The sequence below is a fragment of the Pseudonocardia sp. 2-7 genome, assembly GCF_056341085.1.
On sequence record NZ_CP094507.1, the window covers coordinates 929762 to 942907 of the forward strand.

The following is a 13146-nucleotide window of genomic DNA, read 5'->3' on the forward strand; positions in this document are numbered from 1 at the left end:
CCGTTCAATGGTCACCGTTTCGCCACGATCGGCGTCGGACCTCGCTGCTGGAGGGCCGCGATTCCTAGCGTGCCTCCCGACGGGCCCCGGCACACATCCGGCGGTCCGTCGCGTCCCGGACGGGTGCGACAACGGCGTGCACCCACGACATCTCGAGAGGCACGGCAGATGAGGGGAAGAAGGGCGGCCGCCTCGGCCATCGCCCTGACCGCGGTCGTGGGGCTCGTCCTCACCGGCTGCAGCCAGCAGAGCAACACGGGGGGCAGCGGCAACACCGCCGCCGGGTTCGAGGAGACCCCTGACCAGTCGGAGGTGCCCGGCAAGCCGGGCGGCACGTTCCGGCTGGCGATCACCGAACCGACCGCGATCGACCCGTACAACACCCAGGAGTCCGAGGGGACCCTGGTGAACCGTGCCCTGTTCACGGGCCTGATCCGGGTCAAGCCCAACGGCGACGTCTACGACGGCGTCGCGTCGAAGTGGACGCCCAACCAGAACTGCACGCAGTGGGTGTTCGACCTCAAGCCGGACCAGAAGTTCTCCAACGGCGAGGTGCTGAACTCCACCTCGTTCAAGCGGGGCTGGGAGCGCACCGCGGCCAAGGCCTCGGCGTCGGAGGTCTCGTACCACCTGGACGAGGTCCAGGGCTACGACCAGATCCAGGCCGGGACCGCCAACGCGCTGTCCGGCGTGGACGCGACGAACCCGAACCAGCTCAAGGTCACGCTGTCCAAGCCCGACTGCGAGTTCGAGCTGCGGACCTACCACCCGGCGCTGAGCCCGGTCCCCTCGACCGCGGGCGCGGCGGACAACAAGACCTACAACGACCTGCCGGTCGGCAACGGCCCGTTCAAGATGGACGGCCCGTGGCAGCACGACCGCGGCATCCGCCTGGTCCGCAACGACGCCTACACCGCGGGGACCAAGGCGAACCTCGACGCCGTCGAGATCACCATCGTCCCGTCCGGTGAGGGCGGCGGCGTCACCGCCGAGTACAACGGCTTCCAGAACGGCCAGTTCGACTGGGCGCGCATGCCCACCCCGGTCCTGAACCAGGCCAAGTCGACCTACGAGCCTCAGGGCAAGTGGCTGAACAAGAAGACCAACGGCAACAACTACCTGCTGGTCTCGGTCACCACCACGCCGCTGAACAGCGCGGACGCCCGCAAGGCCGTCTCGATGGCGATCGACCGCAACGCGATCGTGCAGGGTGTGCTGCAGAACTCGACCTCGCCGGCCGACGCGCTCATCCCGCCGAACTTCCCGGACGCCTACACCCCGGGCGTCTGCGCCGCGTGCACCTACAACCCGGACGAGGCGAAGCGGCTCGCGCAGCAGGCCGGTCTCACCCCCGGCACCGAGGTGAAGCTGCAGTACAACACCGGTGCCGGTCACGAGGAGTGGACCGCGGCGGTCAAGCAGCAGCTGGAGCAGAACCTCGGGCTGAAGGTCACCTACACCGGTGTGCCGTTCCGTGACCTGCTCGACAACGAGCAGCAGCCCGAGGCCTCCGGCCTCTGGCGTGCGGCGTGGAGCGCGGACTACCCGACCCCGGGCAACTACCTGTTCCCGCTGCTGGCCACCCAGTCGATCGGTGCCGCCTCGCCGAGCGAGCCGGCCCAGGGCGACAACCGTGGCCGCTACTCCAACCCGGAGTTCGACAAGCTGCTCGCGCAGGCCGCGCAGACCCAGGACGAGGCGGCCCGCAACGACCTCTACAAGCGGGCCGAGAAGATCGCCATCGGCGACGACCTCGCGCTGATCCCGCTCTGGTTCCGCCAGCAGTCCCGCCTGGTCAACACCGAGAAGTTCGGCAACGTGAACATGGACTTCTCCGAGGACCCGACGTTCGACGCGATCACCCTCAAGTGACGTCCCGCTGACGCGGCCCGCGTCCCGGTGACCCCGGGACGCGGGCCGTCGTGCGGCGTTCCCACCACACGAAAGTCCGTGCTTCCATGGGCAGATTCATCCTTCGGCGGCTGCTCCAGGGGATCCTGGTCGTCGTCGTCACCGCGTTCCTGATCTTCATCGCGACGTTCTCGCTCGGCGACCCCTTCGCCTCCACCGGGGAGAAGGTCGTCCCGCCCGAGGTCGCCGCGATCAACCGCGCCAAGTTCGGTCTCGACCAGCCGCTGCCGGTCCAGTTCGTGAACTACCTCGGCAACATGGTCACCGGCGACTTCGGTCTCGACTTCGACCAGCGGCGCCCGGTCTCCCAGCTTCTCGCCGAGACCGTCCCGAACACGATCCTGCTCGCCGTCGTGGCACTGCTGTTCCTCGTCCTGTTCGGGGTGACGGCCGGCGTGATCGCCGCGGTGCGCCGCTACTCGTTCTGGGACGTGTTCGTCACCGTCGTCTCCACCATCGGCATCGGTGTCCCGGTGTTCGTCGTCGCGATCTTCCTGGTCGCGAACGTCTCCGGGGTCGGGCCGTTCCCGCCGGTACCGCGCAGCTTCCTCGAGGAGGTGCCCTGGTACTGGGACGTGATCCTGCCCGCGTTCACCCTCGCGATCATCGAGTCGGCGTTCGTCGCCCGGCTGATGCGGGGGTCGATGCTGGAGGTCCTGCAGGCCGACTACATCCGCACCGCACGCGCCAAGGGGCTGTCCGAGCGGACGGTCATCGGCAGGCACGCCATGCGGACGTCGCTGCTGCCCGTCGTCACGTTCGTCGGGCTCACCCTGGGCACCTACATCGGCGGCGCGATCGTCACCGAGACGGTGTTCCAGTACAACGGCGCCGGATTCCTGCTGGCCCGCGCGATCACGAACAACAACGCGCCGGTCATCATGGCGGTGGTCGTCTACAGCGTGGTGGCCTACGTGCTGCTCTCCATGCTCGTCGACATCCTCTACGCCTACCTCGACCCGCGCATCCGCCTGAGCTGACTGAGTGAGGCGATCCCTCGCATGAACCCACCACCCACCCCCGGCGCGCCGGCCACCGATCCGGCCGCCGCGCTCGGACTGCCGGGCGGCGACCCCGCCGAGGCCGTCACACCGGCGCCCGACGGTCCCCGTCGCGCGCGGTCCAACGGCCAGTTCGCCGAGATCTGGCGGCGCTACCGCCGCAACAAGCTCGCGATGGCCGGGCTGGTCATCGTCGCGTTCGAGATCGTCATGGCGATCATCTCGCCGTTCTCGACGCCCTACGACCCGTTCGAGCAGAACCTGCTCAACACCCTGCAGCCGCCGTCGTCGGCGCACTTCTTCGGCACCGACGTCCTCGGCCGCGACCTGTACTCCGGGATCATCTACGGCGTCCGGCTGGCGATGATCGTCGGTCTGTCCGTGGTCTTCTTCTCCCTCGTCCTCGGGCTCACGCTCGGTGCGCTCGCCGGGTTCAAGGGCGGCGCCTGGGACGCGGTCATCGCCCGGATCATCGACATCTTCCTGGCGTTCCCGCCGCTGGTGGGCGCACTGGTGATCGTCCGCGCGGTCGGCGGCGGGACGCTGCCGGTCGTCATCGCGCTCGTGGCACTGGGCTGGATGACGACCGCCCGGCTGATGCGCGGCCAGGTGCTGGCCCTGCGGGAGGCCGAGTACGTCGAGGCGGCCCGCTCGATCGGGGCGGGCACCCGGCGGATCCTGACCCGGCACATCCTGCCCAACGCCGTGGCGCCGGTGCTCGTGTACTCGTTCACCTCGATCGGCGTGGTCGTCGTCGCGATGGCGACCCTGTCCTACCTCGGCGTCGGCGTCCCGCCGGACGTCCCCGAGTGGGGCCGGTTGATCTCGCAGGCCTCCCAGTACCTGTCGGTGCCGGGCAAGAGCTTCCTGTGGATCTTCCCGTCCGCCGCCATCGCGATCACCACGCTGGGCTTCGCGTTCGTGGCCGACGGCCTGCGCGACGCCCTCGACCCCAAGCTGCGCGGGAGGAACTGACCCGTGACCGAGAACCGAAGCGAGCACATGCTCGAGGTCCGCGACCTGCGGGTGCACTTCTCCACCGACGCCGGTGTGGTCAAGGCCGTCGACGGCGTCAGCTGGCACGTCGACCGGGGCGAGACCCTGGCGATCGTCGGCGAGTCCGGCTCCGGCAAGTCGGTGTCGGCGATGAGCCTGATGGGCCTCGTCCCGACCCCGCCGGCGACGTTCCCCAGCGGCGAGGTGCTGCTGGAGGGCCGCTCGCTGCTGACGATGTCGGAGTCCGAGCAGCGCAAGCTGCGCGGCAAGGACATCGCGATGATCTTCCAGGACCCGCTGACCGCGCTGAACCCGGTCTACAAGGTGGGCGACCAGATCGCCGAGATGATCCGGGCGCACGACCGGCAGGCCGGCAAGGTCACCGCCCGCCGCCGCGCCGTCGACCTGCTCGGGGAGGTCGGCATCCCGAACCCGGCCGCGCGGGCGTCGCAGTACCCGCACGAGTTCTCCGGCGGGATGCGCCAGCGCGCGATGATCGCGATGGCGCTCGCGAACGACCCGAAGGTCCTGCTGGCCGACGAGCCGACCACCGCGCTCGACGTCACCGTGCAGGCCCAGATCATGAACCTGCTCGAGAAGCTCCAGGAGCAGCGCGAGACGGCGATCGTCCTGATCACCCACGACCTGGGCCTGGTCGCGGCGCACGCCGACCGGATCATGGTCATGTACGCGGGCAGGGTCGTCGAGACCGGGACCAACGACGAGATCTTCGCCGAGCCGCGGCACGCCTACACCTACGGGCTGCTGTCGTCGCTGGCGCGGATGGACCAGGCCCGGCCGGAGAAGCTGGAGCCGATCCCCGGGCAGCCGCCGAACCTCGCGCACGTCCCGTCGGGCTGCGCGTTCCACCCGCGCTGCCGGTTCGCCACGTCGTCCTGCGCGGAGAGGACCCCGGAACTGGTCCAGCTCACCGACCGGCCCGGTCACCTGCACGCCTGCCTGCACTCCGACGAGGTCGGCGAGGCCGCCGCCACGCCGCGCGAGCCGGTCGTGCCGGGGTCCGAGGCACACGTCGCGGAGACGGCGACCGACGAGCCGATGCTGCGCACCGCGGGACTGACCAAGTCGTTCCCGATCCGCTCCGGCGTGCTGTTCCAGCGCACCGTCGGTGTGGTGCAGGCCGTCGACGGCATCGACCTGGAGATCCCCGAGGGGCAGACGCTGTCGCTGGTCGGCGAGTCCGGCTGCGGCAAGTCGACCGCGGCCCGGGCGATCCTGCGGCTGCACGAGCCCACCGCCGGCAGCGTGCACATCAACGGCCGCGACGTGACCGCGCTCGGGCAGTCCGAGCTGCGCTCGGCCCGGGAGGACATGCAGATCGTCTTCCAGGACCCGTACGCGTCGCTGAACCCGCGCATGACGGTCCGGTCGATCCTGTCGGAGAAGTACGAGCTGCTCGGCGGCGAGCTCACCGACTCCACGATCCCGGAGCTGCTCGAGACCGTGGGGCTCTCGGCCGAGTACGCCGAGCGCTACCCGCACGAGTTCTCCGGCGGGCAGCGCCAGCGCGTCGGCATCGCCAGGGCGATCGCGCTCAACCCGAAGTTCGTGGTGCTCGACGAGCCCGTCTCGGCCCTGGACGTGTCCATCCAGGCCCAGGTGCTCAACCTGCTCGAGCAGCTGCAGCGCGACTTCGGGCTGACCTACCTGTTCATCGCCCACGACCTGTCGGTGGTGCGCCACATCTCCGACCGCGTCGCGGTGATGTACCTGGGCAACGTCGTCGAGGTCGCCGACCGCGACGACCTGTTCGACCGGCCGCAGCACCCCTACACCCAGGCGCTGATCTCGGCGGTGCCCGTCCCGGACCCGGAGGTCGAGCGGGTGCGGGAGCGGATCGTGCTGACCGGGGACGTGCCCAACCCGGCCGACCCGCCGTCGGGCTGCCGGTTCCGCACCCGGTGCTGGAAGCACCTGGAGCTGCCCGACGCCGACAAGGCGCGCTGCATCGACGAGAAGCCGGTCCTGGAGATCGCGTCCGGCCCGGGGCACCGGGTGGCCTGTCACTTCGCCGAGGAGCGCGCGCTCCTGCGGACCTGACCGAGCACGACCCGTCCGAGCAGGACCCCACGGCCACGACACGCCACCCGGTGCGAAACTGGGTGGCGTGTCGCTGGTTCTGGGGATCGAGACGTCGTGCGACGAGACCGGTGCCGGTCTCGTCCGGGACGGGGTGCTGCTGGGCGAGGGGCTGGCGTCGTCGGCGGACGAGCACGCCCGTTTCGGCGGTGTGGTCCCGGAGGTCGCGGCCCGCGCCCACGTGAGCGCGGTGACGCCGATGGTGCGCGCGGCGGTCGAGGCGGCCGGGGTGTCGCTGTCCGACGTCGACGCCGTCGCCGTCACCGCGGGGCCGGGGCTCTCGCCCGCGCTGCACGTCGGCGTCGCGGCGGCCAAGGCGTACGCGGCGGCGCTGGAGGTGCCGCTCTACGGGGTGCACCACCTGGCCGGGCACGCCGCCGTCGACGTCCTGGAGCACGGGCCGCTGCCCGACCGCTGCGTCTGCCTGATCGTCTCCGGCGGGCACACCTCGCTGCTGGCGCTGGGCGACCTGGCCCGCGACCCCGTCGAGCACCTCGGCGACACCGTCGACGACGCGGCGGGGGAGGCCTTCGACAAGGTCGCCCGGCTGCTGGGCCTGCCCTACCCGGGCGGCCCGTCGGTCTCGCGGGCCGCACTCGACGGCGACCCGGCCGCGATCGCGTTCCCGCGCCCGATGACCGGTCCGCGCGACGCCGCGTTCGGCTTCTCCTTCTCCGGCCTCAAGACCGCCGTGGCCCGGCACGTCGAGGCCGCCCAGGACGCGGGCCGCGCCGTGCCGGTCCCGGACGTCGCCGCGTCGTTCCAGATGGCCGTCGTCGACGTGCTGGTCCGCAAGGCCCTGCGGGCGTGTGCCGAGCGCGGCGCGGACACCCTGCTCATGGTCGGCGGGGTCGCGGCGAACCGGGTGCTGCGCACCGAGATGGAGCGCGCCTGCGCGGGCGCCGGGATCACCCTGCGCGTGCCCGTACCCCGGCTGTGCACCGACAACGGCGCGATGATCGCGGCCCTGGGCGACCTGCTGGTCCGCGACGGCGTCGAACCCGCGGGGCTGGCCGGGACCGCGGTCCCGACCGTCCCGCTGACCGGCGCGACGATCACGTTCCCCCCGGCGACGGGGGAGGCGGCGGAGTTCCCGCTGCCCGTCGTCCCCCACGCCGCGGCGGGGTCGATCATCGCCCCGTAGGCTCCCGGCGTGCCTGCTCGTCGCCTCCTGCTCGTCCACGCCCACCCGGACGACGAGACCCTGACCACCGGCGGGACCATCGCCCGCTACACCGCCGACCCCGACTGCGAGGTCACCGTGGTGACCTGCACCCTCGGTGAGGAGGGCGAGGTGATCGGTCCGGAGCTGGCCGAGCTCGCCCCGGACCGCGGTGACCAGCTCGGCGGCTACCGCATCCGCGAGCTCGACGGCGCGCTGGCCGCCCTCGGCGGGCCCCGGCACCGCTGGCTCGGCGGCCCCGGGCGCTGGCGCGACTCCGGCATGGTGCTGGCCGGGCACGGCACCCGCGCCGCGCTCCCGCCGGAGCTGCACCCGCGGGCGTTCGCCGCCCCGGAGCCGTTCGGCACCCAGCTCGCCCAGCTGCTGGAGATCATCGACGAGGTCCGCCCGCAGGTGCTGGTCTCCTACGCCTCCGACGGCAGCTACGGCCATCCCGACCACGTCCGGGCGCACGAGCTGGTCGTCGCCGCGGCGGGGGCGCGCCCGGACGTCGTCGCCAAGCTGTACTTCGCGGTGCGGTCGAGCGCGCTGCTCGACGACGGGCTCACCGAGCTGCTCTCCGCGCTCGGCGGGGACCCGGACCGCACCGGGCTGCGCTGGCCGGAGCCCGACGAGCACCCCGGCCACGACGCCGCCGCCGTCACCACCCGGGTCGACGTCGACGCCCATGACGACGAGCGGGTCGCGGCGATGCGGGCGCACGCCACCCAGATCGACGTCCGCGGCGGCGACGGCTGGGTCGCGTTCGCGATGAGCAACGGCATCGTCCAGCCGCTGCTGGGGGTCGAGGAGTACGTGCTCGCCGGCGCGCCGCCCGGCACGACGGAGACGGATCTGTTCGAGGGGGTCGACGGGTGAGCGACGTGACGAGGCTCCCGCTCGCGCTGGTGCTGCTGGTGGTCTCGCTGCTGCTGGTGGCCTTCGAGCTGATGTTCCAGATGCTCTACATCGGGCCGGTCCCGGTGCCGCTGGGCACGGTGATCGTGGTCGTCTCGCTGCCGTGGCTGATCCACACCACGGCCACCGAGATCCTCCCGACCCCGGCGGGCGCGGCCGCCCCGCTGGTCGTGTGGTTCGCGGCGGTGCTCGTGCTCGGCTTCTTCGGCCCGGGCGGGGACCTCCTGCTCCCGGTGAACTGGGAGTCGCTGCTGCTGCTCGTCGCCGGCGCCGTGACCGGCGTCGTGTCGTTCCGCAGGGCGCTCGACCGGCTGGCGGACGGCCGCAACGACCGGAGGGTGACCCGATGACGATCTCCGACGACGACCTGGTGCAGGTCCTGCGCCCGTTCGTGCGGGCCACCCGGCCGGTGCTCGACGGGCTGCGCGAGTCCGACCCGTTCGGCCTGCGGGCCCGGGTGACGCCCGGCTCGGACCGTCCGGAGGACGCGACCGACGAGGAACGCTCGCTCGCCGACAAGATCCTCGACGCGCTGGCGTCGGTGAAGGTCCCCGGCACCTCGGCCTGGGCGGCGATGGACGTCCCCGCCCGCACCGACTGGTGGGTCTACCGGGTCGGCCGGTTCACCACGCTGATCGCCGCGATCCCGGGTCTGGGCGGGGCACTGGCCCGCACCCTGCCGGTGTCCGACGCCGTCGGCGCGGCGGGCGAGGGACTGCTGCTCGTCGCGATCGCGGGCGAGCACGGCGTCCGCTCGGAGGACCGGCTCGTCGAGCTGCTGGCGTCGGTGCTGTTCCAGCGCGAGCTCGACCTCGCCGCCCGGGAGCTCACCGCGGCCGAGGACGCCGATGCCGACGCCCGCGCCGAGGAGCTCACCGGTGATCTCGCCGGCGACGGCAAGCGGGCCACGCTCAAGCGCGTCGGCAGCGCCGTGTGGCGTCTCGGGCGGGCCCTGTGGGGCGTCGAGGACGAGCTCGGCAAGCGTCCGCACGGCCGCTTCTACCACCAGTGGCTCGGGCTGCTGCCGGTCGTCGGCGTCGTCGGGAAATACCTGGGGGAGTGGTCGGGGCTCAAGCGCGCCGCCAAGCAGGCCCGCGCCTGGCTGCTCCGCCGCGGGTTCGCCTGAGCCCCTGACTCTCCGGTCAGGCCGGATCCGGGGGGACCAGGTAGTGGTAGCGGTGGTGGTCGGTCCAGCCGGTGGCGCGGTAGAGGGCGAGCGCGGCGGTGTTGTCGTCGGCGACGTCGAGCATCCCGTGCCGCGCCCCGTGCGCCGCGCCCCAGGACAGCGCCTGCCCGGTGAGCCGGGCCGCGAGACCGCCGCGCCGCGCGGCCGGGACGACCCACAGCCGTGACACGTAGACGTGGGAGTCGACGACGGCGGCGCGCACCGACGCGACCGGCGTCCCGCCGGCGTCGGTGAGGGTGCCGAACCCGACCTCGACGGGGTCCGTGCCCGTCGCCTTGCTCTGCTCACCGGGACGCAGCACCCCGGTCAGCACCGCCCACGCGGGCGCGCCGGGCCCGGGTTCCGGCTCGCCCTGCGCGGCCCACCAGTCCGGTCCGGGCGTCGCTGGCCACTGCGGCGCCGGGCCGTCGGACGCGGCGCGGGTGACGAGCACGGTGCAGGTCCCGGGGTCCTCGGCCCGCACCCAGCCCGCCTCGGCCACCCGGTTCGACCAGGGCGCGTCCACCGGGGCCTGCACCGTCGGGGCGATGTCGTGCCGCCCGGCGAACTCCCGCACGCGTTCCAGGGCTCGTTCGACCGGCATCCCCGGGTCGCCGAGCGCGAGCGCGGAGTTCGCCCGCCGTGTCCAGCCGCCGGCCGCGCGCAGCAGCCAGCCGCCCAGCTCTTCGGCGACCGGCGCCGGCCAGGCCGCCGCCCGTACGCGTTCCAGCCGGTCCACCGCCGCCCGGGACGCCCGCCGGGCCGGGGCGGGCGGCACCTCGCGGACGGCGACGACGGCGTCGCGCCGAACCCGGACCGGGCCCGACCGGGTGTGCACGACGACGGCGTCGGGCCCGTCGGGCTCCAGCTCACCGACCGCGTCGGTCAGTCCGGGGCCCGGTGCGCCCTCCGGCGCGATGCGGTGGCGCAGGGCCACCCGCCGTCCTGCCAGCTCGTCGAGCATGAAGCCGACCACCTCACTCCTGCCCCGCCGGGGGGCGCGGGTTAACCTGCGGGCGTCCCAGTTTGACCGGGCGCCCCGCCACCACATGATCTCCGGGTGCCCGCTGCTCCGAGTGGAGGACCACCGAAGTGACCTACGTGATCGCCGAACCCTGCGTCGACCTGCTCGACAAGGCGTGTATCGAGGAATGCCCGGTGGACTGCATCTACGAGGGTGGACGGATGCTCTACATCCACCCCGACGAGTGCGTCGACTGCGGGGCCTGCGAGCCGGTCTGCCCCGTCGAGGCCATCTACTACGAGGACGACGTCCCCGACCAGTGGGCCGCCTACACCAAGGCCAATGTGGACTTCTTCGACGAGCTGGGCTCGCCCGGCGGCGCCTCGAAGCTCGGCAAGGTCGACCGTGACGTGGAGCCGGCGAAGAGCCTGCCCCCGCAGGAACACGACGAGTGAGCAGGCTCGACCTCCCCGACTTCCCCTGGGACTCGCTGACCGGTGCGCGTGAGCGCGCGGCGGCGCACCCGGACGGCATCGTCGACCTGTCGGTCGGCACCCCGGTGGACCCGGTCCCCGGGGTGCTGCGCGACGCGGTGGCCGGGCCGGCCGCCGCCGAGCCCGGCTACCCGACGACCCACGGCCCGGCGTCGCTGCGCGAGGCGGTCGTCGCCTCGCTGCAGCGGCGCTTCGGCGTGTCCGGGGTCGACCCGGCCGCGGTGGTGCCCACGATCGGCTCCAAGGAGCTGGTCGCGTGGCTGCCGACGCTGCTGGGCCTCGGCGCGGGCGACACCGTCGTCATCCCGGAGCTCGCGTACCCGACCTACGAGGTCGGGGCGCGGCTGGCGGGGGCCGGGCACGTCCGTTCCGACGGCCTCACCGCCGCGGGTCCGGCCCGGGTCCGGCTGGTGTGGCTGAACTCGCCGTCGAACCCCACCGGCCGGGTCCTGCCGGTCGAGCACCTGCGCAAGGTAGTGACCTGGGCACGGGAGCGGGGCGCGGTCGTCGCCTCCGACGAGTGCTACCTCGGACTGCCCGGCGACGCCGACCCGGCCCCGCGGTCGGTGCTGCACCCCGACGTCTGCGACGGCGACACCACCGGGCTGCTGGCCGTCCACTCGCTGTCGAAGGTGTCGAACCTCGCCGGGTACCGCGCCGGGTTCGTCGCGGGGGACCCGGCGCTGGTGTCGGGGCTGCTCGAGGTGCGCAAGCACGCGGGCATGATCGTGCCGCGTCCGGTGCAGGCCGCGCTGGAGGCGGCCGTCTCCGACGACGCGCACGTCGCCGAGCAGGCCGCCCGCTACGACGCCCGTCGCACCCGCCTGCGGGCCGGGCTGGAGAAGGCCGGGCTGACGGTCGAGCACTCGCAGGCCGGGCTCTACCTGTGGGCGAGCGCGGACGAGCCGTGCCGCGAGACCGTGGACCGGCTCGCCGGCCTGGGGATCCTCGTCGCACCCGGTGAGTTCTACGGACCCGCCGGTGCCCAGCACGTCCGGGTCGGGCTGACCGCGCCGGACGAGCGGATCGACGCCGCGGTCGAGCGTCTCGGCGCGGCCTGACCCCGGCTGTCGTTGCGATAGGCAAGGACCCGGGAGAGGATCGGCCCGGTAGCGACGACGCCGGTGCAGCGATCCGGCGGACCCGGCAGGCGAAGGAGCCGTCGAATGCAGGCACCGCGTCCCGGCGGTCCGGGTGCGCCCGGTGGCGCCGGGCCTGGCGCCCCCGTGGCCCGGTCCCGGCCGGTCGTCCGGCCCGCCCTGGTCCTGCTCGGGGTGCTGGCGCTCGCGGTCAACCTGCGGGCCGGGCTCGCCGGGTACCCGCCGCTGCTGGAGACCGCGCGGGCCGACCTCGGGATCGGGGCGGGCGCGGCCGGTCTGGTGCAGGCCGGCGCGGTGTTGATGATGTCGGTGGGCTCGTTCGGCGCCGCCGCCGTCGCCGTCCGGGTCGGCCGTGAGCGGCTGCTCGGCGTCGCCGTGGCGACGATCGCGGTGGGCAGTCTGCTGCGGTCGGTGATGGCGCTGCCCGCGCTGGTCGGTGGCTCGGTGCTGGTCGGGCTCGGCATCGGGGTGTCCGGGGTGCTGCTCACCGGGGTCGTCAAGGAGCATCTGGCCGAGCGTGCGGGTGCGGTGACCGGTGCCTATGTCGTCTCGATGATGATCGGTGCGACGGTCGCGTCCGCGGTCGCCGTGCCGCTGGCCGTCGCGCTCGGCGGCTGGTCGTGGTCGCTCGCGGTGTGGGCGGTGCCCGCGGTGCTCGCCGTCGCGGTGTGGATCCCGGTCGCGAGCCGGATCGGTCTCGCCCGGCGGGAGCCCGTGGGCGCACCGGAGGCGACCGGCGACGGCCCCTCGCTCGCCGAGGAGGTCCGGGTCCGGCACGACCCGTTCGCCCGCCGTGTCGCCTGCTACCTGGCCGGGACGTCGACGATCTTCTACGGCTGGCTGACCTGGCTGTCGCCGTTCTACGAGTCGCAGGGCTGGTCGCCCCAGGGGGCCGGGCTCCTCCTCGCCGTGTGGAGCATTGCTCAGATCCCGTCGGCGCTGCTGTTCCCGGCCGCGGCCGAGCGACGACGCCGGTGGCGGTTCTGGGCGGCGCTGTCCGTACTCAGCTCGGCCGCCGGGACGCTGGGGGTGCTGCTCGCCCCCGCGCAAGGGACGCCACTGCCGTGGCTGTGGGCGATCCTGATCGGGATCGGGGTCGGCGCCGGGTTCCCGCTGGGACTGACCGTGATCGCCTGGCGGACGCCGACCCCTGCCCGCAGCGCCGCCGTCAGCGGCTTCGGCCTCGGTATCGGCTACCTCTCCGCCGGGGTGGGACCGCTGGTGATGGGCCTGGTCATCGACTCCGCCGGGTTCCCGGCCGCGATCGCGTTGCTTCTGATCGGCGCCGCGCTGCAGGGCGGCGCGGTGGTCAGGATCGGGGACCGTCCGCGCTGA

12 protein-coding genes are annotated in these 13146 nt (G+C 73.2%); 11 read left to right on the forward strand and 1 reads right to left on the reverse strand.

All coding sequences use genetic code 11. The annotated features are described in order from the left end of the window. Window positions 1-168 precede the first annotated feature (168 nt). The 8 genes from MTO91_RS04770 (at window position 169) to MTO91_RS04805 (ending at window position 9214) form a co-directional block, all read left to right on the forward strand. Window positions 169-1872, forward strand: a complete 1704-nt coding sequence (locus tag MTO91_RS04770; RefSeq protein ID WP_476653897.1) for a peptide ABC transporter substrate-binding protein — start codon at window positions 169-171, stop codon at window positions 1870-1872. An 86-nt stretch (window positions 1873-1958) separates the two neighbouring features. Next, complete coding sequence (locus MTO91_RS04775; protein ID WP_062400435.1) at window positions 1959-2891, forward strand: ABC transporter permease; 933 nt, start codon at window positions 1959-1961, stop codon at window positions 2889-2891. A 21-nt stretch (window positions 2892-2912) separates the two neighbouring features. Then, a complete protein-coding gene (locus tag MTO91_RS04780) occupies window positions 2913-3887 on the forward strand; it encodes an ABC transporter permease (protein WP_062400437.1) in 975 nt (324 codons plus the stop codon). Window positions 3888-3890: 3 nt separating this feature from the next. Next, complete coding sequence (locus MTO91_RS04785) at window positions 3891-5969, forward strand: ABC transporter ATP-binding protein (RefSeq protein ID WP_308215865.1); 2079 nt, start codon at window positions 3891-3893, stop codon at window positions 5967-5969. Between the two features lie 67 nt (window positions 5970-6036). After that, window positions 6037-7152: a tRNA (adenosine(37)-N6)-threonylcarbamoyltransferase complex transferase subunit TsaD gene (tsaD, locus tag MTO91_RS04790; RefSeq protein WP_476653898.1), complete on the forward strand. Its 1116-nt coding sequence runs from the start codon at window positions 6037-6039 to the stop codon at window positions 7150-7152. Window positions 7153-7161: 9 nt separating this feature from the next. Then, window positions 7162-8049, forward strand: coding sequence for an N-acetyl-1-D-myo-inositol-2-amino-2-deoxy-alpha-D-glucopyranoside deacetylase (mshB, locus tag MTO91_RS04795; RefSeq protein ID WP_208819323.1), 888 nt, complete (start codon window positions 7162-7164; stop codon window positions 8047-8049). Then, window positions 8046-8438 (forward strand): hypothetical protein, encoded by a 393-nt coding sequence (locus MTO91_RS04800; protein ID WP_476653899.1) that lies wholly within the window; start codon window positions 8046-8048, stop codon window positions 8436-8438. The genes mshB and MTO91_RS04800 overlap by 4 nt, the downstream gene beginning before the upstream one ends. After that, window positions 8435-9214 carry a hypothetical protein gene (locus tag MTO91_RS04805; RefSeq protein WP_073577732.1) on the forward strand — a complete coding sequence of 260 codons (780 nt, stop codon included), beginning with the start codon at window positions 8435-8437 and terminating at the stop codon, window positions 9212-9214. Before MTO91_RS04800 ends, MTO91_RS04805 begins: the two co-directional genes overlap by 4 nt. 16 nt (window positions 9215-9230) lie before the next feature. Here MTO91_RS04805 and MTO91_RS04810 read toward each other — a convergent pair whose 3' ends face one another. Further along, on the reverse strand, window positions 9231-10217 hold the full coding sequence (locus MTO91_RS04810) for a GNAT family N-acetyltransferase (RefSeq protein WP_476653900.1): 987 nt from the start codon (window positions 10215-10217) through the stop codon (window positions 9231-9233). A gap of 128 nt (window positions 10218-10345) precedes the next feature. Between MTO91_RS04810 and fdxA the strand changes: the two genes are divergently transcribed. The 3 genes from fdxA to MTO91_RS04825 all read left to right on the forward strand — a co-directional run bounded on the left by fdxA (window position 10346) and on the right by MTO91_RS04825 (window position 13146). Then, window positions 10346-10672 (forward strand): ferredoxin, encoded by a 327-nt coding sequence (gene fdxA, locus MTO91_RS04815; RefSeq protein ID WP_020626080.1) that lies wholly within the window; start codon window positions 10346-10348, stop codon window positions 10670-10672. Next, window positions 10669-11772 (forward strand): succinyldiaminopimelate transaminase, encoded by a 1104-nt coding sequence (dapC, locus tag MTO91_RS04820; RefSeq protein ID WP_405419156.1) that lies wholly within the window; start codon window positions 10669-10671, stop codon window positions 11770-11772. Before fdxA ends, dapC begins: the two co-directional genes overlap by 4 nt. 105 nt (window positions 11773-11877) lie before the next feature. Next, window positions 11878-13146: an MFS transporter gene (locus MTO91_RS04825; protein WP_405419154.1), complete on the forward strand. Its 1269-nt coding sequence runs from the start codon at window positions 11878-11880 to the stop codon at window positions 13144-13146.

Coding starts and splice junctions, on each gene's coding strand:
- MTO91_RS04770 (WP_476653897.1), top strand. CDS start 169: ATGAGGGGAAGAAGGGCGGCCGCCTCGGCCATCGCCCTGACCGCGGTC.
- MTO91_RS04775 (WP_062400435.1), top strand. CDS start 1,959: ATGGGCAGATTCATCCTTCGGCGGCTGCTCCAGGGGATCCTGGTCGTC.
- MTO91_RS04780 (WP_062400437.1), top strand. CDS start 2,913: ATGAACCCACCACCCACCCCCGGCGCGCCGGCCACCGATCCGGCCGCC.
- MTO91_RS04805 (WP_073577732.1), top strand. CDS start 8,435: ATGACGATCTCCGACGACGACCTGGTGCAGGTCCTGCGCCCGTTCGTG.
- MTO91_RS04810 (WP_476653900.1), bottom strand. CDS start 10,217: ATGCTCGACGAGCTGGCAGGACGGCGGGTGGCCCTGCGCCACCGCATC.
- MTO91_RS04825 (WP_405419154.1), top strand. CDS start 11,878: ATGCAGGCACCGCGTCCCGGCGGTCCGGGTGCGCCCGGTGGCGCCGGG.